Origin of the sequence: Bdellovibrio bacteriovorus, from assembly GCF_048286975.1 — a bacterium.
Lineage (GTDB): Bacteria > Bdellovibrionota > Bdellovibrionia > Bdellovibrionales > Bdellovibrionaceae > Bdellovibrio > Bdellovibrio bacteriovorus_H.
Map to the genome: position 1 here is coordinate 164,833 of NZ_JBLVRT010000006.1, position 22,870 is coordinate 187,702.

The following is a 22,870-nucleotide window of genomic DNA, read 5'->3' on the forward strand; positions in this document are numbered from 1 at the left end:
AAAGTAGCGGCTTTAAGGTGAAAACTCAATAGTGGCAGGGGGATAACGTATTAATTTCCCGGCCTATTTTGTGAGACGGGCTTATCTTGTTCCTGAGGCATTCCTGGATGGAGTCGTCGCGGTTGGATGGAATTTATTTCCAATCCCGAGGGCCTTCAGGTTGTTCACGGTTTCTTTGCACTCGGAACGAGCCCCACGATGACGCCAGGACAGCTGGGCTGATCCTTTGGCATCGGGATGGGCGTCGATAAAAAGCTCCACGCGACGGCGCAAATTGCGATGGAAAAGCTTTTCCTGAGGCGAGCATCCGGAAGGAGTCATGCTAAATATAATGCGTGCGATTCGGCTGCGAGAGGCATCCTGAACCGTTTCTACCGCCATCGGGCAGACCACGGTTTCAGATTCGGACTTGATGGTGATTGTCGCGTGGTCGAGATCTTCGATATTAATTCCAGCCGAGAGACTCTTGGCCTGAAGCCATTCGTCCTGCAGTTGGCAGGAATAAAGAGTTTTTTTGTTTTGAGCTTCGGCCGCTGCAATCAATCCGAATATAAAGGTGAAAATCAGAAGGTGACGGATCATTTGGTGCCTCCTTGAGGGCGGCAATAGCGCATGGTGTGGCTGGAACAGTGCAGATTTCCATTCATGGAATGGGCAAAATGCGTGTCGATATAGTCCGTTTTAAGACCTAGATTTTTAATCGAAGAATCAATATCCGCTTTAAATGCCGGGTTCACTGGTTCAGGCAAAATAAAGGTGTTTTCCACGATATCGCCGTTGGTGGGATTCGGGAAAATCGAATCAGCTGAACCGTTCACGTATTTCGGAGGATTGCTGTCATAGTCCATTTCCCCCATGAAAAGATCAGGAAGTTCCACCGTTTTTGGGCTGCATTGCGGATAGGACTTTTTAACTTTCGCCAGCAGGTCTTTTTTGAACTTTTGAGTCGCCTCTTCGATGGAGTCATTGAATTCTTTGAACTCAAAATCCTCTTCGATCAGGTCGGCCAGATCCTTATTGGTCATATTGTAGCAATCCATGGTGTTCTGGATGCTGGTTGAATCCTTGATCATACCCGCCTGGCGCATCAGTGCGCGGCGACGGTTTAAGCGAGCGTACTTTTCTTCACGTTTGCTGCGCTCCAGGGCGGGATCGTCAATGCCACCTTCGGAAATTCTTTCCAGATATTCCTGCATGCGTTTGGATTCCGCGTCTTTCAGGGGCTGAACCGTGGCGCCAGCAGAGACGGGTGGCAGAATGATTTCAAAAAGGAACTGACTGACTCCGCGCGAACGTTTTTCGCGGGATTTTTGCGGATTGCCACCATTGTTTTTCAGGGCTTTGCTGTAAGAAAATTCCTGACAGATATAAGTGTAAGGGGTCTGGCTCATGCGGGCCAGAGCTTCATCCGGAGTCAGGTGCGAAAAATCAAAAGCCCGGCCTTGCGGGTTTTTCTTCAGCAGGTCCAGTGCTTTTTTTGGACTTGCAAACGCCAGGCTGAAATCGCAAGGGGCTTTTTGGGTTGGATCTTTCAAGGTTTTGAAAAACTCATCGGTGTGACCAACGCTTAAAAAATCTGACGGTGTTTTTACGGCCATGGCCGGATTTTCGCAAGTGACTTTGGCGTACCGGTCCCATTCGTTGCCCTCGAAGTGATCCGAACCAATCAGGCAAAGTCCGTTGACGGCTTCGATGTTGCCGCCGCTGTGCCCGGATTTGTACGGGTTGTTCGTCAGCTTTTTTCCCTCTTGAAAAGAGCAATCCTTGCCGGATTGTTTCATCAAATCATTGAAAGCGTTGCCGTGTCGACCATACCCCTGCACTTCGCGCAAAACCGGTTTCCCGGTATTTGCATCAAAGAAGCTTTCAAAGTAATCCTGCTGCCAGTTCCAGCGACTGTTGGTTTTTACGCGGCTCAGACCTGAAATCCATTGCTGGGCGGTGGCCTGATCCGGAGCCTGTTTTTTGATTTCCCGAACGACGTCGTCCCAGGTTTCATCAGTCACGGCCAGGAAGAATTGCGGTGGTTTTTGCGACTGGGCTTTTAAAACCTTGGTGACGTATTCTTTAACGTAACCAGGTCCCCCCATATCATCAGAAACAGTGGCCGCCATTATCGGAAAATTTTCAGAAAGCAGTTTGCTGCCGCCAGCAGGACAGAGTGGAACATCGGCGGCCATCGGGTTGTGCTGGGAACAGGAATTTGCAGAAGCCTCAGTCAGAAAGAAACTCAGGAGGATCTGCAGGAAAATGGTCATGACTATGCCGCCTGCAGACCTTTTGTGAATTCGCCGGAAAGCTTTTCAGCCAGAGTCAAAGAGACCTTGTTGTAGGCCGCTTTTTCAGCAAAGCCCATCAGCATGCCCACCAGTTTTTCATTAATAATGATCGGGGTGATGGTCACATGATCTGGGATGCGGCCCTGATTCCAGCCATCAAAGAATTTCTCGTTGATCGCATTTAAGGAGATATAGCCGTGATACGGTTTTTGCGTCGTAGCCACGATGTTGAACACGCTCGGAGTCTGAAGTGGGAAGCGCATGGACGTGTCCTTCATGCCCTGGAAGTTTTCATCCCAGGCAAAGGCGGTCATCTGCGTTTCTTGTTCGTCCAAAGTCAGAATCATGGACTTTTCAAAGTGCACTTTCATCTGGCTTAGGGCCGTTTTGATTTTCTCATTCAGCAAAGCCGCATTTTTCTTTTTGATTTTTTCCAAAGCAAAATGACCACTGGCCACCGGATTGATGGTTGGCTTGGCCACACCCGCCGGGCGCGGAGTGATCGCAATGGGTTTGTTGCTGAAGCTGTCTTCAAATGGAGGAGGCATTTCAGCTTTAGGCGGAGGCGGTGGAGGCGTTGCACGTTTTGGTGCAGAATTTTCCACAGCGGTTGCCACAGCCGCCGATTCAGTTGGCGCTGTTACCGCTGGTGCCGGCGTAAGCGGAGTCAGCGGTGACAGAGGAGAAATCACAGTTTTAAGTTCAGTCTCGGGAGTTTCAGAGGAAACGGCAACCGGTTCAAGAACCGGAGCAGCTTGTGCAGGTGCTTCTGCGGATGGACTTAAAGCCTCAAGACGAATCACCGTCGGGCCGTCAAACAGACCATCGAGTTTTTCACCACCGGTTTCGCCCAATTGAAGCTCATCCTCACTTAGAGGCTGGAATTCCGGAGCTGCGTTGGAGTCGGTTTTTACACCCAGATCCTCGAAAGAGAAGCTGTCGGAAGCTTGTTTTGTAGTTGTGACCACGGAAAGGTCGATACCCTCAGGGGCTTCTTCGGCCACCGGGGTTGCAGCAGGGGCTTGTTGTCTTTCCGGGTGCAGCAGATTCCAGGTGGCTTCCAGATTTTCATAGGTCGCCAGAACCAGAATACTGGAAGGCATGGAAGGAAAATCCTGCGGCGGCTGAAGACATGCTACGATGAGGGATCCATCCCACTCCGCCACAGGCAGACACTCCGCAGACCACGGATAATGGGTCGCCCACTTCGCGAACATTTCCTGGGACACGGGAGTTTCTGTAAAAAATCGTGACTGAAGCAAAGGCAGTTTATGGTGAGTCATTGCCCAACGAAGATAGTCTTCAGAGCTCAGGCGTTGCTCCTTGATGGCGTAAGCCAAGAGGCTCAGAGGCGTAGCGCTTTGTTCAAAGGCTTCGGTAAGTCCTTGAAGTTGCTCTTTAAAATGTTCAAACCATAAATGATGACTCATCCCTGTGTTTATCGGAATTCCTGTTAAAAACCTGAGTGAAAACTGAGGTCTAGTCCAGTTAAGCCCCGAAAAATCCTCGGTCGGCCCGGAAAACAGGCAGAATCGGGGTGTAGAAATTTCCTGATCTGTTAACGCAGTGGACACCCTAAAAGGGCAAATTATCTTAGAGGTTCTCAATACTTAAGAACTATGATAGGTTCCGGCAGCTTATGATACAGACCAAGGTCCTTCATTATTTCGATCACAATGCCACGACTCCGGTGTGCAAAGAGGTTTTGGAATCTCTGCCCGAGTTCGCACAAGCTTGGGGGAACCCAAGTTCCATCCATTGGGGTGGTCGTCAGCCGAAGAATATTCTGCGTGACGCGCGCAAGGCCGTGGCAGAAATGGTGAACGCAAGTCCGCTGGAAATCATTTTCACTTCCGGTGGCAGCGAAGCCAACAACACAGTTCTGAAAGGTCTGCTTGAACACTATCAGACAGCACAGTTCCTGACTCCGGAACAGCGCAAACGCACTCACTTCATGAGTTCTGAAGTGGAGCACCCAAGCATCATGAAAACCATGCAGCACCTGAAAGATCTGGGCGCACGCGTGGATTTCATTCCGGTGAATCGTCAGGGGCAGATTGATCTGAAATTCTATGAAGAGCATCTGAGCGAAGAGACCGCATTGGTGTCCGTGATGTTTGCCAATAATGAAACGGGCACGTTGTTCCCAATCAAAGAAATGGCCGAGATGGCGCACAAAAAAGGCGCGCTCTTCCATACGGATGCAGTCCAGGCCTTCGGTAAAGTGCCGGTGAACCTGAAAGAATTGAATGTCGACTTTGCCTCTTTCTCGGGTCACAAGTTTTATTCAGTGAAGGGCACGGGTTTTCTTTACGTGAAAAAAGGCAACAACCTGAGTTCTTTGATTCACGGAGGTGCTCAGGAAAGACACCGCCGTGGTGGCACTGAAAACACACTGGGTATTGGTGCTCTGGGTGTGGTGGCCAAGCGTGCACCAATGATTGCGGAAAAAGCCAAAGCCTTGGCTGTTCTTCGCGATCACATGGAAGCCCGCATCCTTTCTGAAATTTCCGAAGTGACGGTGACGGCCGGGGAAACTCCGCGTTTGCCGAACACAAGTTCATTGGTACTGAAGGGCGCTGATGGGGAAACCATGCTGATGTCTTTGGATATCAAGGGCTATGCGGTTTCCACCGGAGCTGCTTGTTCTTCCGGGAATCCCGAGCCAAGCCCGGTGCTTTTGGCGATGGGGCTTTCTCGCGACGAAGCTCAGAACAGCCTGCGTTTAAGTCTTGGCTGGGACAGTACACTGGAGCAGGTGGATTCGTTTGTGGATACATTGAAAACAGTAGTGGATCGCTTGCGATCCTTGAACGACGACAAAGGAGAGACTTGTCATGTCTAAAGGGAGAGTCCTTGTTGCTATGAGCGGAGGCGTGGACAGTTCCGCCGCGGCTGCGCTCTTGGTCGAACAGGGTTATGAAGTTATCGGAGCCACGATGCAGGTCTGGGATTATTCCACCTGCGATATCGAGGAAGGAAACGGCACATGCTGTTCCAGTATCGACGTGGATGACGCTCGTTCGGTTGCAGACCGTCTGGGTATTCCGTTTTATGTGATCAATTGCGAAGCAAAATTCCGTGCCGCGGTTATTGATCCTTTCTTGAAAGCTTACCTGGAAGGGCAAACACCGCTTCCATGTGTGAACTGCAATACCTATTTGAAATTTGATCACTTGGTTAAAAAAATGCGTGAGCTTGAGTGCGACTATATCGCCACCGGCCACTATGCCAAAATCGTTTATGACGACAAAGGCAAAGCCTCTATCCACACATCCACGGATGACTGGAAAGATCAGACTTACTTCCTGTTCACGATTGATCCAGAGCTTGTGCCGAAACTTTTGTTCCCGGTGGGCGACATGAAAAAGCCGCAGGTGCGTGAGTATTCTGAAAGCCGTGGACTCGTAACTGCGCGCAAGAAAGATTCCCAAGGCATCTGTTTTGTCGGTAACCAAGGGTATCAGAACTTTATCAAAGACCACGTGAAGTCCGAAATTCTGGCCAGCAAAAAAGGTCTGATCAAGCGCTTCCCGGAAGGTCAGGTGATGGCTTCTCATGAAGGCATTCACAATTACACCTATGGTCAATCCAAAGGCCTGGGTATGGATTATCACGAAAAGCTGTTCGTGATTAAAATCGATGCCTCTGACAACACGGTCTGGGTGGGCGAAGAAAAACATCTTTTCGCCAACGAAGTCGATGTGGTGGATCCAAAGCTGCTGGATGAAATCCAGGACGGCGAAATCATGAATGTGAAGATTCGCTATCAGCACAAAGGGGCTCCGGCTCAGGTGATTAAAACGGCCAGCGGCTTCAAATTGAAATTCACAGAGCCTCAGCGTGCGGTGACTCCAGGTCAGGCCGCCGTGTTCTATCGTGACAGACAGCTCGTGGGGGGCGGATGGATCACTCTATGAAGTATCAGGTCCACACTTTCGGCTGTAAGGTGAACACCTATGACGCCGGCCTGATCCAGAAAAACCTGAACGCCAGTGGCTTCATGCCGGTGGTGTCCGGCCAGAAAGACGCGCGCATTCATGTGCTGAATACCTGTGCCGTGACTGCGGAAGCCACGAAAGAGGCCGTTCGCTACATCCGTCGTTTGAAAGTGAAAGATCCTTTCTGCACGATCGTGGTGACAGGCTGTGCGGCGCAAGTTGATACCGGGTCATTCTCAAGCCTTCCAGGGGCTGATCTTATTGTGGCCAATTCCCACAAAAGCAGTCTGCCGGATCTTTTGAACAAACACTTCCGTGGTGAACTGACTGAAAAAGTCTTTAAATCCAACATCTTCAAAAAAGAAGATCTGGAAGCCGGCGGTGGTATTGAAAAACAACACACCCGCACCTTCCTGAAAATTCAGGATGGCTGTAACAGCTTCTGCACCTATTGCATTATCCCGTATGCTCGTGGGAAAAGCCGTTCCATCCCGGTGGCGGATCTGGTGAATCGTATCAATGATCTGTATGCGGAAGGCTCACGCGAAGTGGTGCTGACCGGTGTGCATATCGGGGATTACGAGGACCAAATCGGCGATCGTAAGTACGTGATGGAAGATCTGCTGGAAAATCTTCTGGCAAAAACCAAAATGCCACGTTTCCGTCTTTCAAGCCTTGAGCCGGTGGAAGTGTCTGAGCGTCTGCTGGATCTTTATCAGGACTCACGACTGTGCCCTCATTTCCACATGAGCATTCAAAGTGCCAACACGGATGTGCTTTTCCATATGAAGCGCAAATACACGCAAGAAGACGTGCAAAAATCTCTGCGCGCGATTGCGGACCGTGTGCCAGGCAGCTTTGTTGGGATGGACGTGATCACGGGTTTCCCAACTGAAACTGAAGAACAATTCCAGGACACTTATAACTGCCTGAAAGATCTGCCGTGGACCAAGCTGCACGTATTCCCGTACAGCGAACGTCAGGGCACTCGTGCGGCGGCCATGGATGTTTCTGTGTATCCGCATGTGCGCGCGGAAAGAGCGGCACGTCTGCGAGAACTGAGTATCAGTCGTTACACGGAGCAAGCCCAGAATCAGATCGGCAGCACCAAGCGTGTGCTGGTCCTGAAAAATGCCGCCAAAGGCGGACAGGGTCTCAGTCATGATTACTGGCCAGTGGATATCACAGGTGCTGAAAGCTTCCTGGATCACTGGGCGGGTCAGGAAGTCGATGTGAAAGTCACAGGCTATGATCATTCCAACAAACAACACATGGAAGGTCATCTGATCGGCGAGGTGCTGTCATGATCGATCAGGGCCGAAAGAGTCTGGAAGAGCGTGTAGGGTATCACTTTAAAAACCCGGCATTGCTGGAAAGAGCGCTGACCCACAAGAGTTTTGCCAACGAGCTGAGAAACACCGTTGAGCACAATGAAAAGCTGGAATTTTTGGGTGACGCTGTTTTGGATCTGGTGGTGGGAGAGTTTTTGTATGAAAAATTCCCGACCGACACCGAAGGTGGGTTGTCAAAGAAACGTGCCAGTATTGTTAATGAAGAGGTTCTGTCCGAACTGGCACTGGAAATGGGTTTAAATAAACTCATGCAACTGGGAAAGGGTGAAGCCCTGACCGGGGGCGCGCAGAAGCCGCGCCTGATAGCCTCTTCGTTTGAAGCCATTGTCGGGGCGTTGTACCTGGATGGTGGTTTTGAAGTGGCTCGCAGCTTTATTCGCCAGGAGTTTGTTCCTTTGGCGGACCGGGTCTGCGGGCATGAGGACTTCGAGCGGGATTATAAAACCCGTCTGCAGGAGCTGGTGCAGAAGTCCTCGAAAGAAACGCCACGCTATGAAGTGCTGGCGGAAGAAGGACCTCCGCATGATCGTGAGTTCCTGGTTTGTGTAAAAGTAAAAGAAGATGTCTGGGCTCAAGGGCGGGGCCGCAGTAAGAAAAACGCCGAACAAATGGCGGCAAAGAATGCCCTTGAGATGAAGTACAAGGAGACGAATTAAGATGAGTTACAAAGCTGGATTTTTAGGTCTGATCGGACAGCCGAACGCGGGGAAGAGCACATTGATGAACTTCCTTGTGGACGAAAAGGTCTCTATCGTCTCTTCAAAACCTCAGACAACCCGCCGTCGTATTCTGGGCATCTGGAGCACAGAAAAAGGTCAGGTGATCTTTGTAGATGCACCGGGTTTGATCAAAGCTGATGAAGGTTTGAATGGTTTCCTGGCACAGGAAGCCCATGATGTTATCAACAGCTCTGATGCTTTGCTGGCGATCATTGCTGTGGATGAGGAAAAACCGGAAAACGCAGAAAAGGTCATCGACCTGGTTTCCAAAAGCGGCAAACCATGGATCGCCGTGATCACCAAAACGGATATCGAGGAAAAAGCCCACCGTGTGATGATTCTTCGCAAGATGGTCGAGGACAAGGGCGGCAAAGCCTTCTCTGTGTCCGTGAAAGATTCCAAAAACGACCAGGAAGAGCGTGAAGCACTTCTGATTGAGTTCATGGAATTGCTGCCAGAATCTCCGGCACCTTTGTATGACACTGAGTTGTTTACAAATGAAAACGTGCGTGAAATGGCCGCGGAAATCGTCCGTGAGCAGTGCTTTGAGGCCCTTCACCACGAAATCCCGTATTCTATCGCGGTTCGTATCGTGAAGTTTGAAGAGGACGCGAAGCCGGTTCCAAAGATCTATGCAGAGATCGTGGTGTCCAAAGACAGCCACAAGGCGATCGTGATCGGAAAAGGCGCCAGCGTGATCAAACAGATCGGTATGGAAGCCCGCAAGGAAATTGAAAAACTGATGGGAGAGAAAATCTTCCTGGACCTGAACGTGGCATCCAAGCCCGAGTGGTTCTCCAATAAACGCATGATGAAGGAGCTTGGATATGTCGTCGACTCTAAAGACTGATTTCTCGCCGAAAGTGGCGATCATCGGTCGCCCGAATGTCGGTAAATCAACACTGTTTAATATCATCACTGAAACCCGCAAAGCCGTGGTAAAAAACCAGGCGGGGGTTACTCGTGACATCATGATCGAACCTGTCGATATCTGGGGCAAACAATTTGACCTGATCGACACGGGTGGTATCACGGAAGCTGGCGACATTTTCTCCAAGCTGATCAAAGAACAGGTGACTGAGTTCCTGCACTCTGTGGATCTGATTGTGGCGGTGATGGATGGTCGTGTGGGCCTGGTGCCTGAAGACCGTGACATCATTCGCGTCGCAAAACAAACCGGCAAACCGTTCCTTCTGGTGATCAACAAGGTCGACAGTGACCAGGATCAGGACATGGCCAAAGCTGACTTCTATGAATTCGGCGTGGACGTGGTTGCCGCTTCTTTCGAGCAGCGTCGTGGTCTGGCTGAAATCCTTGAGTGGGTGGTAAAACAGATCCCTGAAAATCCAGGGACTGTGAAAGAGGGCATGAATATCGCCATCGTCGGGAAACCGAACGTGGGAAAAAGCTCTATCTGTAATGCGATCCTGGGCTACAACCGCATGATCGTTTCTGATATCGCGGGCACCACAATTGATTCTGTCGATTCCCCCTTCGTCTATAACGACAAAAAATACACCCTGGTTGATACCGCGGGTCTGCGTCGTTCGGCAAAACGTGAAGAGGATCTGGAGATCATTTCCGCCTTCAAATCCCAGGAAGCCATTCGTCGCGCGGACATCGTGCTGTTGATGGTGGATGGAACTGTCGGCCCGACAGATCAGGATGCGCGCATCATGCAGGCGATTCTGGAAGATCACAAAGGTGTGATCGTCGTGGCGAATAAATCAGACTTGGGTGGCAAGGAAGTTCCTGAATACCGCAAGACTTTCCGTGAACAGGTGGAACGTGTGTTCCACTTCTTCACTGACGTGCACATTGTCTTCACCAGCGCCAAAACCGGTTACGGTCTGGAAGACCTGTTCGAGATGATTGAAAAAGTCGCTCATCAGATGACCTTCCGTGTTCCAACGGCAGAGCTGAATGACTTCTTCTTCGAAACCATCCGTAAAGCTCCGGCTCCGGTTTGGGGTACGACGAATGTGAAGTTCTATTATCTGACTCAGACCTATCAGCAGCCTCCGGCATTTATCGCGTTTGCGAATCATCCAGATGGTGTGACGAATTCCTATCGCCGCTTCCTGATTAAGCACATTAAAACGAACTGGGACCTTCACGGGATGCCGATTCGTATCTTCTGTATGAAATCACGCCGTGGTGGAACGGATAATGGCTAGTAAACGCGGCTCATGGAAAACACGCTATGGATTCTATCTTCTGGCCATCGGCTCTGCCTGTGGTTTGGGGAATCTGTGGCGTTTTCCCTATGTCGTGGGCGAAAATGGAGGCGGTGCCTTCATTTTGCTTTATGGTCTGCTGGCTTTGGCCATCGGCGCTCCGCTGCTGATTGCCGAGCTGATGCTGGGTAAAGGCACGCGCCGTTCGGTGATCGTCGCCACCCAGCAGATGAGTGCCAAGACCGGCGTGAATTTCCGCTGGGTCGGGCGACTGGCCGTGATGGTCAGTATTGTCGTCTTGTCTTATTACTCAGTGATCAGTGGCTGGGTTTTGCACTTCTTAACCCAATTCCTGGTGTCTTTATTCTCCAGTCCCGAACAACTGACTGACAAAACCAATCTGGCAGCTTTGATGTCTAACGGCTGGCTGCAGTTGATGCTGGCCAGTGCGCACATCCTGATCACGGTGGTTGTGGTCGTCAAAGGGGTGCAGCAGGGATTGGAGCGCTGGATCGGTTACACCATGCCGCTGTTTGCGGTGCTGGTTATTATTCTGGTCATGCGTTCTTTCTCGCTGCCTTCAACTCCGGAAGTTTTGCGCTTCCTGTTTTATCCGGATTTTTCAAAGCTGAGCTGGGATTCCATCAATCATGCTCTGGGGCATGTGTTCTTCACGCTTTCAGTGGGCTTTGGCACGATGGTGACCTTTGGTTCTTACATGCGTGAAGAAGACCATGTTCCGACCGCGGGTTTCCGTGTGACAATCGTGGATACAGTGATTTCCTTGGTGGCCGTGGTGATGATTTTCCCGGTGGCGTTCCAGGCGTCCAATGTGCCGCTGACGGATCCGGCGTTGATGTTTGAAGTCTTGCCGAAGTATCTGTTGGGAATCCGTGGGGGCACGCTGTTTGGTCTGGCGTTCTTTGCGTGTCTTTATATGGCAGCGCTGAATGCCAGCATTGGTTTGCTGGAAGTTGTCGTGTCCAATTGGGTGGATGCCAAGAAAGAAATGGAGCGTGGCAAGGCGACCTGGTATTCCGGGGCGATTGCTTTGATGCTGACGGTTCTGCCGGCGCTTTCAAGTTCGATCTTTAAAGACATCCGCGTGGGTGGCCGTTCGTTGATCGAAAATCTGGATTCATTGCTGATCAACTGGCTGCTGCCGCTGGTGGCGCTGGGTATTTTGATCGCCTTCAACCGCGGGGTTTCAGACAAGGAAAAAGAGCTGGGCTTTGTCGATAAGGACAAGTTCGTCAGCTATTCAATGTATCCGCATTGGATGTTTGTTCTGAAGTGGGCAGGCCCGGTTGTTATTATCGTGGGCCTTTTGCTGCAAGTAATCGGGGTTTTTGTCAGTTAGACGGGGATGATTAGAAGTTCATCCCCAGGATCACCAGGAAGTTATAGAAGTCACCGGTCAGATTCTTATCCAGCTTTTCAGTTCCATCCACATAGGACTTGTTCTCGTCGCTGAAGTTCACATAGTGATAAGTCCCTTGCAAGCCCAGGTAGGCTTTTTTGCGCATCAAAGGGATCTCTAAACCCGCACCGATATCAAAACCCATTGTTGAGTCACGGCTGAAGCCATCAAGGCCCGCAATCGTGTAAGTGCGATAGAACTGACCCAAACCGCCCAGGATGTACGGATTCAGATCCGCAAGGCCTCGGGTCACGTTCTGGGTGTTCATGTAGTATTTCAAATCAAAGTTCACGGCGGTGATGGACACGTTTCCTTCGTAAGTTTTGGATTGGTTATTTACGGAGAATTTCACCGCGTGATCGCCAGTCTGGAAACCCAAACTCATCGCCAGACGCAGATCAAAGAAGTAAGTCAGGAAAATACCAAAAGTCGGAGCCGAGGAATACGCATCAGCAAAGTTGCCGGTAAAGCCGCGCATACCGCCAGCCAAACCAATCGTGAAGAAGCGGCCGTTACGGAAGAAATTGATGTCAGCTTCTTCGTCGGATTCTTCTTCAAACTCAGAATAATCAGTGAAGGGATCGTAAGCTTCGTCCGCGTCAACTTGGGAAATCAGATAGGATTTGTGATCAGACTGGGCCAGGGATTTTGAGGGTAGGCTAAGCCCCAAAGCAAGTAAAATCAGAAGGCTGTATGTAAGTGATCGAGCTGTGGTTTTCACAAGGTCCCCCTCTTGATATTATCGAATCAAAAGGGGCAAAACTTCAAAGCAAAGTATCAAAACGGAGTCCAGAAATCTGCGAATTGTCTCGCTTTGGGACACCGGCCTTTTTAGAGGGGTTCGTTCAGGGCTTTTTCCACGGATTTTGTGATGGAGTCCGAGGATGGTTTGGTGATGGAACTCCAGCGTTCGACCACCTGACCTTTGCGGTTGATTAGGAACTTTTCAAAGTTCCAGGCCACGTCTTTAAAAATCAAACCCGGTTTTTGTGTCGTCAGGAATTGATAAACCGGCTGGATGTCTTTACCGCTGACCGGTGCTTTATCAAACAACGGAAAGGTCACACCAAATTCTTTGGCGGCAAAAGTCTGAACTTCGTCGTTCGTTCCTTTTTCCTGTTTGAAATCGTTGGAAGGAAAACCCAGAACCACGAAGCCGCGGTCTGCGTATTTTTTGTACATTTCTTCCAGCTCTTTCAGTTGGGGAGTGAACCCGCATTGTGAGGCGGTGTTGACCACCAAAACGACCTTGCCCCGGTACGTGGAGAAGTTGACCTTTTTGCCGGAAAGCGAGTTCGCGGAAAGATCAAAGAAGCTCGATGGTGTGTCCTTGGCCCAAGCAAAGGAAGTGCACAAAATTAGGGCGATAAGAGTAAAAATACGCATGGTTTCCCCCGGATGAGCGTATTCTAGAGGGGGCGGGGGTAAATCACAAGAAAAAGCCCTGGGAAAGCCTTTCGATGCAGTGCGCACCTTTGACTTTATCAATTCGTGATTTTCTAATCATTAAGAGCCTTTAGGATTCTAATTCAATTCAAAAACAGGAGATTATCTCGGCGATGGAACTGGGCAGTCCCGTTATCTTGATTTCAGCATTTGGTCGCGGTCATTGGCTGGCGGCGGCCTTGGCGAAAGAAGGTATCAAAACAACTCTTGTTGATGTGTCTTCAAAGCTGGGCGTGTGGCCCTCTGAAGATGTTGAAGGTCCTTTTGGATTTCTGCGCAACGAACGCGTTTCCGAGTCCCAGCTCGAGCGTCTGTATGCGGATGATCCTTACGATGAAGTTTCCAACGGTTTTACATTGTGGCTGAAGGAGGGTCCTTTTGAATTTAAAGGTCCGGTCAGCAAGTACAAACTGGATCAGTCTTCATTGGCAGCACCAGTCAAAGAAATCATCGCCGGTAGCAGTGCGGATAAAACTGCGAAAAATCTTTACAAGCATCTTGAAGCTTTGAGTTTTGATCAGAGCTGGATTTTGCATCTGGCACATCAGTGGGCGGGCACCACTTATGCCCCGAATGCGCGCGGCGCTTCTGTGGGGGCGGCAGTTCCATTGTCATCTTCGTTCCTGGTTCGTCAGGCGACTCGCAATGGTCTTGAAAAATCCCTGACCTGGCTTGCCAGCAAAGGGGTTGAAGTCATGCGCCCGCATCAGATCATGGACGTGTCCTTTGGGGGTGGCAAGTCCATCACAGGGCTTGAACTGTCCGGTGAAAAGCAGGGCTTGTTCCGTCTGGAGCAGATCATCTGGATGCTTTCCAGTGAAGAGACCTACTTCCTGAATGAACGCCTGGGAAAATACTTCTTCCCGGAAGGGGCTTTAGAGCCTGAATGGTGCTGGGTTCGTTACCGCGTGGGACTGCAACAATGCTTTGAGCGCGATCGCCTGCCACTGCACACACTGGTGGTGGATGATCTGTCTTCGCCATGGACTCATGAAAACATGATGGTCCTGCAAAGAACCTCTTTGGCAGACCAGTTTGATGTGTGGATGCGAATTCCGACGGTGCAGCGATTCAATAAAGAATATCTGACTGTGCGCAGTGACCGCATGAAGAAGCTTCTGACAGCGCGCATGTCGTTGTCGGAACCGCAGATCCTGAGCTTCCCGCAGGAATATTATTATACCTATGCTCAGCTGGGGGCTTCCCGCTTCCCGGTGTTCGGTGAAAAGCAGACGTCCCGTCGTGGACGGGCGGGTTTTGGCAATCTTCATCTGGACGGGCCCGAAGTGTGGCCGCATTACAGTTGGGGCGCATACTTTGACAATCATGAGCGCATCCAGTTGCAAATTGTGAACTGGTGGAAAGAAAAACTTCTGAAAGAGCAAAAAGAGAAGAAGCGAAAGGAACAAAATCCGTGATTGAGAGATACACCCGCCCGGAAATGGGCCTTCTTTGGGACGCCGACCACAAGTTCGGAAAAATGATGGAAGTTGAAATTGCGGTGGCGCAGGTTCAATCCCAGCTTGGCATCATCCCCAAGAACGCAGCCAAGATCATCGCTCAAAAAGCTCGCTTCAATGTAAAAAGAATCTCTGAAATCGAACGCGAAACCAAACATGACGTGATCGCCTTTGTTTCAAATCTGGCAGAAAACGTCGGCCCGCAGGGAAAATTCATCCACTACGGCATGACGTCTTCGGATGTTCTGGATACGGCCTTCAGCTTGCAGGTGCGCGAAGCCGGAGTCGTTCTGATGAAATCCATCGTCGCTCTGGAAAAATCCCTGAAAACCCTGGTGACCAAGCATGCGGAAACCCTGTGTGCCGGACGCACCCACGGCATGTTTGCCGAGCCGACCACTTTCGGATTCAAGATGGCGGGCTTCCTGGCTGAAACCCAGCGCAATAAAAAACGTGTGAAAGCCGCTCTGGATAACATGATGATCTGCAAACTCAGCGGTGCGGTGGGGACTTATTCTTCTCAAGCTCCCAAAATTGAGTCTTTGGTGGCTAAAAAGCTGAAATTGAAAACTGAAACCATCGCAACTCAAGTGATCCCGCGCGACCGTCATGCTGAGATGCTTTCAGCCCTGGCTTTGTTCGGAACAGGCCTTGAACGCCTGGCCGTAGAGCTTCGTCATCTTCAGCGCAGTGATGTGGCCGAAGTGACTGAAGGTTTTACCAAGGGCCAAAAGGGCTCTTCAGCGATGCCTCACAAGAAAAACCCAATCAGTGCGGAAAACATCACCGGCCTTTCCCGTTTGTTGCGTGGTTATGCCATTGCAGGATTTGAAAACGTGGCACTTTGGCATGAACGCGACATCAGTCATTCATCAGTGGAGCGCGTGGTCTTCCCGGATGCCTTCATCGTGGCGGACTATGCCTGCAATCGTATGAGCATTCTGTTGGATGGACTGGATGTGAACAAGAAGCGCATGATGGACAATATCGAAAGTTCGCAAGGACAGATTTTTAGCTCCCATGTGTTGCTGGCGCTGATTCAAAAAGGAATGATTCGTGAGGAAGCGTATGCTTTGGTGCAGCGTCTTTGCCATTCCCTGTCTTACGGAGAACATCTGAAAGACAAACTTTTGGTGGACGATCAGATCCAGAAGCTATTGAAGCCCAAAGAGATCGACGAGATCTTTACCGGCAAAAAACACAAAAAAGCCATCAAAGACATCATCAAGAGAGTATAGACAATGACCTGGAAGTTTCTGAAAGAAAATGATGTGATTGATGTGGTGGCCCCGGGCTATCCTTCCAAACCTGAAGAGGTGGAAGGGGCGCGTGCGTTTCTGGAAAAATGGAATCTGCAGCCACGCATTCCCAAGGGCATCATCAAGCCGCACTTCCTGCACGCTCACGAAGACGAGGCGCGCTGGCAGTTTATGAAGGCCGCCATTGAATCCCAGGATTCCCGGGTGATCTGGTGCCTGCGCGGTGGTTATGGCAGCAATCGTCTGATTCCTTTTCTGGCGAAAATGAAGAAACCGAAAGAGTCGAAACTGCTGATTGGTATCAGCGACATTTCGTCTTTGCACACTTTTGTAAATCAGGAGTGGGGCTGGTCCAGTCTGCATGCGCCATTGTTGGACCGCCTGGGACGAAATCTTGTTTCTGCCAAACATGAAAAAGAAATTCATGACATTCTTTTTGGAAAAACCCGCCAGGTTGAATTCAAAAAACTGAAACCTATGAATGAAGCCGCTCGTCAGGTGAAAACCTTGAAATCCAAAATCGTGGGTGGCAATCTGACGGTTTTGCAGTCCACACTGGGAACACCGTGGCAGGTCGATGCGGATCGCCGCTTGTTGTTTGTCGAGGACATCGGTGAGCGCGGCTATCGCATTGATCGTATGTTTGAACAGTTCCGTCAGGCCGGCATTCTGAAAAAATGTCACGGCATCGTGCTGGGTGATTTCATTGGGGGCAATGAGCCCAATGGCACCGAAGATAAAACTCAATTGGTCTTTAAACGCTGGGCTGCGGATTTGGAAATTCCGCTCTTTAAGGGGCTTGAAGCCGGACATGCTCCGGTGCAAAGACCTGTGCCCTTTAATACTCCCTGTGAACTGGTGGTGGCGAACAACCGCACCGTTTTGACAATCGATACCGGAGGACGTCCATAATGAAATTTTCTGTATTGGAAAAAAATCTGATCACTCAACTTGAAGACCGCATTCGTGACACCACTCCGGGTGTGATGGTGCGTGCTTATCAGGGCGGCCGTATCATCTGTGATGTGGCGGTGGGTAACACTTATGCCTATTATGATCTGGCAAGTTTGACGAAAGTTATTTTCACCACTCAGGCCATGATTCAGGCGTTTGAGGCTGGCAAGTGGAATTTTGAAACCAAAGTGGCAGAACTTCTGCCGTGGTTTGCGCACAAAGAGACCCGCATCACCGAGCTTTTGACTCACAGTTCAGGTCTGGCTTGGTGGCTGCCTTTGTATCAGGAGATTAACACCTCTTTGCCACGTGATAAACGCCGTGAACAGCTGCAGGGCATATTGCAAAACCTTAAAATCGAAAAGCAGGACACGGCGGTTTATTCCGACGTGGGCTTTTTGGTTTTGGGCTTTATCATTGAAAAGCTTTACGACAAGTCTTTGGATGATGTTTGGACTGATATCAAAAACAAATTCTATCTGGGTACGACTTTGGAGTTCCATCCGGATAACAAGGCCGCTCACAAGGCTTCTTTGTATGCGCCGACCGAAGAATGCCCGGTTCGTCGCAAGCTGGTCCAGGGTGAAGTGCATGATTTGAATGCGTGGGCGCTGGGTGGGGTTTCCACTCATGCGGGTCTGTTTGGCAGTATCGACGACGCGGGCTGGTTCTCGTTGCACCTGCGTTCGCACTTGATGGGGATTGCCCGCTATTCCATTCGTCAAAAGACAGCTCAGCTGTTTGCCAAAAGAGCTTTGCCGGAAGGCAAGGGGGACTGGGCCATGGGTTACATGATGCCAACGCCGGGTTCTGCAAGCTGCGGGACTTATTTCTCTTTGGATTCTATTGGGCACACAGGCTTTACGGGAACTTCCGTTTGGTATGATCCAAAGATGGACTTGAGTGTGATCATTCTGTCCAACCGGGTCCTGTACGGATCTGATAACAAAGCCTTTGGCAAATTGCGTCCGGAAATTCATAATTGGATTGTTGAAAACTACAGAAGAAGTGGACTTTAAGATGAATATCAAACCAGGCAGTCACATTCACTTGATGGGTATTTGCGGGACGGCGATGGCCTCCATGGCAGGTCTTTTGAAAGACCGTGGCTTTAAAATCACCGGCAGTGATTCCAATCCGTATCCTCCGATGTCAACCCAGCTGGAAAGTCTGGGCATCAGTATCATGAAAGGCTACAAAGCCGAAAACTTGCATCCGAAGCCGGACTTCGTGATCGTGGGGAACGTGATTTCTGCGAGCAACGAGGAGGCTCAGGAGCTGATGAAGCTGGGCATCCCGTATACTTCTTTGCCAAAAGCGATGGGTGAATTCATCATCGAAAATCGTGAAAGCGTTGTGATCTCCGGTACACACGGGAAAACCACAACAACTTCCATGATGGCGTGGGTGGCAGAAAATGCCGGAGTAAAACCGGGTTTCCTGATCGGGGGGATTCCGAAGAACTTCTCTCAAAGTTTCAAAAATCCGGAAGGCAATTACTTCATCATCGAAGGTGATGAATACGACACGGCTTTCTTCGATAAAGTTCCAAAGTTCATTCACTATCGTCCAAAACACGTGATCCTGACTTCGGTGGAGTTTGATCACGCGGATATCTATAAAGACCTGGATGACGTGAAAAAATCCTTCGCTCGTTTGATGGATCTTATTCCTGAAAATGGAACGTTGCTGGCATGCGCGGAAGACGCCAATGTTATGGAGCTTCGCAAGCTTGCCAAGTGCAAAAATTCCTTCACATACGGCTTTGGCGCTGAGGCGGATTTCCGTGCGAAGATCATGTTCCAAAACGCCAATGGTCTGGGCTTTGAAGTTCATCACCGTGGCGAGATCATGGGCCCTTATGCAATGCAGATCACCGGTGAATACAATGTCCTGAATGCCACCGCTGTTGTGGCGATGTCCAAGATGCTGGGCTTCTCTGAAAACCGTATTCAGATCGCATTGGAATCCTTCGAAGGTGTGAAGCGCCGTCAGGAAATTCTGGGTGAACCCAACGGTATTTTGGTGATTGAAGATTTCGCCCACCACCCAACAGCGGTGCGTGAAACGGTGAAAGGCATTCAAAAGAAATACCCGGGCCGCAAAGTGTTCTCGGTGTTTGAACCAAGAAGTGCAACGTCCCGCCGTAAAGTTTTCCAGAAAGACTATGTGGAGGCATTCAAGGGCTCTCACGAAGTTCTTCTGGCAAAAGCTTTTGATCAGACCAAAATCGACGAAGAAAACCGTTTCTCCACGCATGAACTGGTCGATGACCTCAAGAAAACCCAAGTGACCGCAGCGGACTTCGATACAGCTGACGACATCGTCGCAGCCTTGAAATCCAAAGCCCACAAAGGCGACGTCATCCTAATCATGAGCAACGGCGGCTTCGACGGCATCTACACCAAACTCCTAAAAGCCCTCGAATAAAAGGTACCTGCTTACTTTTTCCGAAGCGCTGCGCAAAAGTACTGTTCAATAATAATTCGTGGACAGTCTATGCGGGCGCTCGTTCTTTTTTACAGTGGGTATTTTAAACTCTGACTTTCTAAGTGCTTTTTGAACTAGTTCCTTGTCGTCAGGGGCAGGAGCGGAATTGAGCCAGGCAAGTGTAGCATCCGGTGCCTCAAACAAAGTGTTGTCCGGATAAATTGGAAAATTAAGTCGGTTAAGCCCTAGAGAGATTGAAAGTGTCGAGTGTGGGTAGTCCTGCACATCTTTGCATAGCCCCGCTTCCACTGGATTTCTATAAACATACTTATAGGCATGTAGATAGTACAGAGGGTTGCTGATAAGAGTCTTGTGATATCTGCCACCATAGATTTGATTGATCATTCCAGCTTTTGTGCTGATGTGTCTGCTTGTCTCTTTCATGAAGTAATTCATGGCTTCTCCGAGCTTTTGGAGCGGATCTTTTGCAATCATATGAAAATGATTGTCCATCAATACGAATGATAAGATTTCTATCCCGTATGCGTGAGAAATGAAAAAGAGGTAGTCCTCCATTATCGACCAAACTTCAATACGGGGAATTGGGAACCACTCCCGATTTCGGGAGCGCGCGACGATATGGTACGGAAGATCGGCCGAAGCCGGAACTATCTTTCTTGGCATGGCAAGACTGTTTTGCAAATACAGTGCGAAATGTGGCTGCAAAATAGGCAATTTTTGACTGAATAATGTGGCTGGATTTCGGCGCAGTGCTTCGGAAAAAGTAAGCAGGTACCTTTTGAGTGGTGCGGTGCGTTATTTGGGTTTTTTGGGTGAAAGTGGGGCGGGGTTTCGTTAGTTTTTTTGGCCTATGTCGAATCTTACGCCGCTCATGAAACAGTTCTGGGACATCAAGTCTGTCCACCAAGATAAAATCCTTCTTTTCCGCATGGGGGACTTCTTTGAGATGTTCTTTGATGATGCTGTGAAAGCAGCTCCGGTGCTGGGAATTGCGCTGACTCAAAGAAATAAGAAATCCCAGGACGAAACGCCGATGTGCGGAGTGCCTCATCACTCTATCGCAGGTCCGATCAATAAACTTCTGGCCGCGGGATTCAAGATCGCCATCTGTGATCAGTTGGAAGATCCAAAACTTGCCAAAGGCATCGTGAAGCGTGGTGTGACCCGCGTTCTGACGCCGGGGATGGTTTATGACTCTGACACACTGGACGGCACAAAGCCGCACTATCTGGTCAGTCTTGATTCCGAATCTTTAAGCTTCCTGGATACAACAACGGGCGAGGCGTTCTTCTTCCGCTCTAAAAAGACCACAGAGCTTTTGCGCTTCCTGCAGATTCTGCCGGTGGCAGAGATTGTGATCGCTAAAGAAGATGAATCTTTGCTGACGGGTGTGGATGGTGTGCTGATCAGTCACCACGAAGACATCGCAGATCTGCTGCATCCGCTTCTTAAAAACGAGGCGCCGATGTCGGCAGCTCGTTTGGTTTCTTATGTCGGCAATATGTCTGGCGAAGAATCCCTGGCGACCATTTCTCCGTTTGTGATGCGTGATCTTGAGCACCGTCTGGAAATCTCCAGCACGACACTTCGTCACCTGGAAGTTTTCTCGACCTACAAAGGTGAAGGTCTGGGCAGCTTGTTCCACGCCATCAACCGCACGCAGACCTCTGCGGGCAGCCGTTTGCTGCGCCAGTGGTTGAGCTTCCCTTTGCGTGACCTGAACGCAATTGAGCAACGACTGAATTCAGTCGAGTTCTGGCGCAATCATGTTCTGGAGCTTAAACGCGTTCGTCAGATTCTGGGTCAGATGGGCGATATCGAAAGACGTCTGGGTAAGATCTCCCAGCCTCAGTGCAATGGTCGTGATCTGCTGGCTTTGGCGGGCAGTGTGCACGCCGGAATCAGTGCTTTGGAAGTCCTGGTTCACGCCACCGGTGGCAAGGCGAACTTTGAGGGTCTGCGCGAGCTGGCTTATAAAATCGAGCGCACTCTGGTTGAAGATCCACCTTTGGCGACCAAGCAGGGTTATTTGATCCGTAATGGTGTATCTCCGGAACTGGATGAGCTGATTGAGCTTTCCACCAATGCGCAGGCCATGGTGTCTCGCATGGAAGCTGAGGAAAAAGAAAAGACCGGTATTTCCAGTCTGAAGATCCGTTACAACAACGTCTTTGGCTATTACATCGAAATCACCAACTCCCATAAGGACAAAGCGCCGGCGCACTATCAGCGCAAGCAGACTTTGACCAATGCAGAACGCTATTGCACAGATGAACTGATCGAACTTGAAAGAAAAGTTCTTAGCGCCAACACCAAGCGTGCGGATCTGGAATTTGAATTCTTTGAAGCTCTTCGTAAAGAGATCCTGGCTCAGTGCCCGGGACTTTTGGCTTTGGCGCACGAGTGCAGCGAAGTCGACGTGGTGGCAAGCCTTGCATGGCTGAGCCTTGAAGAAAAATACGTCCGTCCGAAATTCTCGGCTGACGGTTCTTTGAAAATGAAAGCCAGCCGCCACCCGGTGGTTGAGCAGACCGTGAAAAAGAACTTCGTTGCCAACGATCTGGAGCTTCGCCAGCATTCCTGCCTGTTGCTGACCGGGCCCAACATGGCCGGTAAATCCACATTGATGCGTCAGGTGGCTTTGAATGCCATCCTGGCACAGATGGGTTCTTTCGTTCCGTGTGATGAAGCTGAAATGCCGATCTTTGATGCGATCTTCACCCGTATCGGGGCGAGTGATCAGTTGTCTGAAGGTCTATCCACGTTCATGGTCGAGATGACTGAAACATCCGCGATGCTGAAAAATGCCACCAAAGATTCTTTGGTGATCCTGGATGAAGTGGGTCGTGGGACCAGCACCTTCGATGGTATGTGTCTGGCGCAATCCATCCTTGAACATCTTTTGAGTGACGTGAAGGCTTTGACCTTCTTTGCAACTCACTATCACGAGCTGACGTCTTTGGATCAAAGTTTCGGTCAGATCACCAATGCCCACATGACAGTGGCAGAAAGAAACGGCGAGATCCGCTTCCTTCATACCCTTGTAAAAGGCCCGGCGTTGAAATCCTACGGGGTTCAGGTGGCCGAGCTTGCTGGTTTGCCAGCAACCGTCACCAAGCGTGCAAAAAGCCTTCTGCGTGACATTGAATCCAAGCGTGTTCAGGCCAGCAGCCAGTTGTCGCTTTTGGATTCTTTGACCGCTGAAGATCCGTACATCGAGGCGGTTGAGGTTGTGGATCCGGAAACGGCCCGCCGTGGTGAGACCATGAAGTCCCTGATGGAAGAACTGCAAAAGTTCCCACTGATGCAGACAAGTCCTTTGGATGTTATGAATCAGGTCGCTAAATGGAAAGAGATCGTCGAGCGCGTTTAGACTTGAGTCGGCTGGCAAATTCGGTGATCCTTTAAAGTC

At 50.1% G+C, this 22,870-nt stretch carries 19 protein-coding genes; 13 read left to right on the forward strand and 6 right to left on the reverse strand.

Annotation, left to right across the window (positions count from 1 at the left end; translation table 11 throughout):
• Positions 1-81: 81 nt before the first annotated feature.
• From ACNQKP_RS16205 to ACNQKP_RS16215, 3 genes are read right to left on the reverse strand one after another with little or no spacing between them, the layout of a single operon-like run.
• Positions 82-582, reverse strand: a complete 501-nt coding sequence (locus ACNQKP_RS16205; protein WP_417866047.1) for a hypothetical protein — start codon at positions 580-582, stop codon at positions 82-84.
• Positions 579-2,258 (reverse strand): protein-arginine deiminase family protein, encoded by a 1,680-nt coding sequence (locus tag ACNQKP_RS16210; protein WP_417866049.1) that lies wholly within the window; start codon positions 2,256-2,258, stop codon positions 579-581. The genes ACNQKP_RS16205 and ACNQKP_RS16210 overlap by 4 nt, the downstream gene beginning before the upstream one ends.
• A gap of 2 nt (positions 2,259-2,260) precedes the next feature.
• Entirely contained in the window at positions 2,261-3,709 is a 1,449-nt protein-coding gene (locus tag ACNQKP_RS16215) for a hypothetical protein (RefSeq protein ID WP_417866051.1), read from the reverse strand.
• Between the two features lie 209 nt (positions 3,710-3,918).
• On the opposite strand from ACNQKP_RS16215, the gene ACNQKP_RS16220 reads away from it, so the two are divergent.
• Genes ACNQKP_RS16220 through ACNQKP_RS16250 form a run of 7 tightly spaced genes read left to right on the forward strand, consistent with a single transcriptional unit; the run spans position 3,919 to position 11,828 of the window.
• A complete protein-coding gene (locus tag ACNQKP_RS16220) occupies positions 3,919-5,124 on the forward strand; it encodes a cysteine desulfurase family protein (RefSeq protein WP_417866053.1) in 1,206 nt (401 codons plus the stop codon).
• Positions 5,117-6,199 (forward strand): tRNA 2-thiouridine(34) synthase MnmA, encoded by a 1,083-nt coding sequence (gene mnmA / locus ACNQKP_RS16225; protein WP_417866055.1) that lies wholly within the window; start codon positions 5,117-5,119, stop codon positions 6,197-6,199. Before ACNQKP_RS16220 ends, mnmA begins: the two co-directional genes overlap by 8 nt.
• A complete protein-coding gene (gene mtaB / locus ACNQKP_RS16230) occupies positions 6,184-7,527 on the forward strand; it encodes a tRNA (N(6)-L-threonylcarbamoyladenosine(37)-C(2))-methylthiotransferase MtaB (RefSeq protein WP_417866057.1) in 1,344 nt (447 codons plus the stop codon). The genes mnmA and mtaB overlap by 16 nt, the downstream gene beginning before the upstream one ends.
• Positions 7,524-8,228: a ribonuclease III gene (gene rnc / locus ACNQKP_RS16235; RefSeq protein ID WP_417866059.1), complete on the forward strand. Its 705-nt coding sequence runs from the start codon at positions 7,524-7,526 to the stop codon at positions 8,226-8,228. Before mtaB ends, rnc begins: the two co-directional genes overlap by 4 nt.
• A 1-nt stretch (position 8,229) precedes the next feature.
• Positions 8,230-9,141, forward strand: coding sequence for a GTPase Era (gene era / locus ACNQKP_RS16240; protein ID WP_011164395.1), 912 nt, complete (start codon positions 8,230-8,232; stop codon positions 9,139-9,141).
• On the forward strand, positions 9,119-10,468 hold the full coding sequence (der, locus tag ACNQKP_RS16245) for a ribosome biogenesis GTPase Der (RefSeq protein WP_417866062.1): 1,350 nt from the start codon (positions 9,119-9,121) through the stop codon (positions 10,466-10,468). Before era ends, der begins: the two co-directional genes overlap by 23 nt.
• Positions 10,461-11,828: a sodium-dependent transporter gene (locus tag ACNQKP_RS16250; RefSeq protein ID WP_011164397.1), complete on the forward strand. Its 1,368-nt coding sequence runs from the start codon at positions 10,461-10,463 to the stop codon at positions 11,826-11,828. Before der ends, ACNQKP_RS16250 begins: the two co-directional genes overlap by 8 nt.
• A gap of 10 nt (positions 11,829-11,838) precedes the next feature.
• Here the strand turns inward: ACNQKP_RS16250 and ACNQKP_RS16255 are convergent, their stop codons facing one another.
• Together ACNQKP_RS16255 and ACNQKP_RS16260 are read right to left on the reverse strand one after the other, a co-directional pair.
• Complete coding sequence (locus ACNQKP_RS16255) at positions 11,839-12,609, reverse strand: outer membrane beta-barrel protein (protein WP_011164398.1); 771 nt, start codon at positions 12,607-12,609, stop codon at positions 11,839-11,841.
• 110 nt (positions 12,610-12,719) lie between these two features.
• Complete coding sequence (locus tag ACNQKP_RS16260) at positions 12,720-13,274, reverse strand: glutathione peroxidase (protein WP_144313824.1); 555 nt, start codon at positions 13,272-13,274, stop codon at positions 12,720-12,722.
• A 173-nt stretch (positions 13,275-13,447) separates the two neighbouring features.
• Here ACNQKP_RS16260 and ACNQKP_RS16265 point away from each other — a divergent pair, with 173 nt between their 5' ends.
• Genes ACNQKP_RS16265 through mpl form a run of 5 tightly spaced genes read left to right on the forward strand, consistent with a single transcriptional unit; the run spans position 13,448 to position 19,437 of the window.
• Complete coding sequence (locus ACNQKP_RS16265) at positions 13,448-14,752, forward strand: hypothetical protein (protein WP_417866065.1); 1,305 nt, start codon at positions 13,448-13,450, stop codon at positions 14,750-14,752.
• On the forward strand, positions 14,749-16,032 hold the full coding sequence (gene purB / locus ACNQKP_RS16270) for an adenylosuccinate lyase (protein WP_417866067.1): 1,284 nt from the start codon (positions 14,749-14,751) through the stop codon (positions 16,030-16,032). Before ACNQKP_RS16265 ends, purB begins: the two co-directional genes overlap by 4 nt.
• Before the next feature lie 3 nt (positions 16,033-16,035).
• Positions 16,036-16,965 (forward strand): S66 peptidase family protein, encoded by a 930-nt coding sequence (locus ACNQKP_RS16275; RefSeq protein ID WP_417866069.1) that lies wholly within the window; start codon positions 16,036-16,038, stop codon positions 16,963-16,965.
• Complete coding sequence (locus ACNQKP_RS16280) at positions 16,965-18,026, forward strand: serine hydrolase domain-containing protein (RefSeq protein ID WP_417866071.1); 1,062 nt, start codon at positions 16,965-16,967, stop codon at positions 18,024-18,026. The genes ACNQKP_RS16275 and ACNQKP_RS16280 overlap by 1 nt, the downstream gene beginning before the upstream one ends.
• Complete coding sequence (gene mpl / locus ACNQKP_RS16285) at positions 17,998-19,437, forward strand: UDP-N-acetylmuramate:L-alanyl-gamma-D-glutamyl-meso-diaminopimelate ligase (protein ID WP_417866072.1); 1,440 nt, start codon at positions 17,998-18,000, stop codon at positions 19,435-19,437. The genes ACNQKP_RS16280 and mpl overlap by 29 nt, the downstream gene beginning before the upstream one ends.
• Positions 19,438-19,482: 45 nt before the next feature.
• On the opposite strand, the gene ACNQKP_RS16290 is transcribed toward mpl, so the two are convergent.
• A complete protein-coding gene (locus ACNQKP_RS16290) occupies positions 19,483-20,121 on the reverse strand; it encodes a transposase (RefSeq protein ID WP_417866093.1) in 639 nt (212 codons plus the stop codon).
• A 208-nt stretch (positions 20,122-20,329) separates the two neighbouring features.
• On the opposite strand from ACNQKP_RS16290, the gene mutS reads away from it, so the two are divergent.
• Positions 20,330-22,831, forward strand: coding sequence for a DNA mismatch repair protein MutS (mutS, locus tag ACNQKP_RS16295; RefSeq protein ID WP_417866073.1), 2,502 nt, complete (start codon positions 20,330-20,332; stop codon positions 22,829-22,831).
• The last annotated feature ends 39 nt before the right edge of the window (positions 22,832-22,870 follow it).

Excerpts from the sequence above, each read along its gene's own strand:
- ACNQKP_RS16280 (WP_417866071.1), top strand. The coding sequence starts at position 16,965 with ATGAAATTTTCTGTATTGGAAAAAAATCTGATCACTCAACTTGAAGAC.
- ACNQKP_RS16205 (WP_417866047.1), bottom strand. The coding sequence starts at position 582 with ATGATCCGTCACCTTCTGATTTTCACCTTTATATTCGGATTGATTGCA.
- ACNQKP_RS16265 (WP_417866065.1), top strand. The coding sequence starts at position 13,448 with ATGGAACTGGGCAGTCCCGTTATCTTGATTTCAGCATTTGGTCGCGGT.
- ACNQKP_RS16250 (WP_011164397.1), top strand. The coding sequence starts at position 10,461 with ATGGCTAGTAAACGCGGCTCATGGAAAACACGCTATGGATTCTATCTT.
- mtaB (WP_417866057.1), top strand. The coding sequence starts at position 6,184 with ATGGATCACTCTATGAAGTATCAGGTCCACACTTTCGGCTGTAAGGTG.
- ACNQKP_RS16215 (WP_417866051.1), bottom strand. The coding sequence starts at position 3,709 with ATGAGTCATCATTTATGGTTTGAACATTTTAAAGAGCAACTTCAAGGA.
- ACNQKP_RS16260 (WP_144313824.1), bottom strand. The coding sequence starts at position 13,274 with ATGCGTATTTTTACTCTTATCGCCCTAATTTTGTGCACTTCCTTTGCT.
- der (WP_417866062.1), top strand. The coding sequence starts at position 9,119 with ATGTCGTCGACTCTAAAGACTGATTTCTCGCCGAAAGTGGCGATCATC.
- ACNQKP_RS16210 (WP_417866049.1), bottom strand. The coding sequence starts at position 2,258 with ATGACCATTTTCCTGCAGATCCTCCTGAGTTTCTTTCTGACTGAGGCT.
- mnmA (WP_417866055.1), top strand. The coding sequence starts at position 5,117 with ATGTCTAAAGGGAGAGTCCTTGTTGCTATGAGCGGAGGCGTGGACAGT.
- ACNQKP_RS16290 (WP_417866093.1), bottom strand. The coding sequence starts at position 20,121 with ATGCCAAGAAAGATAGTTCCGGCTTCGGCCGATCTTCCGTACCATATC.
- ACNQKP_RS16275 (WP_417866069.1), top strand. The coding sequence starts at position 16,036 with ATGACCTGGAAGTTTCTGAAAGAAAATGATGTGATTGATGTGGTGGCC.
- era (WP_011164395.1), top strand. The coding sequence starts at position 8,230 with ATGAGTTACAAAGCTGGATTTTTAGGTCTGATCGGACAGCCGAACGCG.
- mutS (WP_417866073.1), top strand. The coding sequence starts at position 20,330 with ATGAAACAGTTCTGGGACATCAAGTCTGTCCACCAAGATAAAATCCTT.
- rnc (WP_417866059.1), top strand. The coding sequence starts at position 7,524 with ATGATCGATCAGGGCCGAAAGAGTCTGGAAGAGCGTGTAGGGTATCAC.
- ACNQKP_RS16220 (WP_417866053.1), top strand. The coding sequence starts at position 3,919 with ATGATACAGACCAAGGTCCTTCATTATTTCGATCACAATGCCACGACT.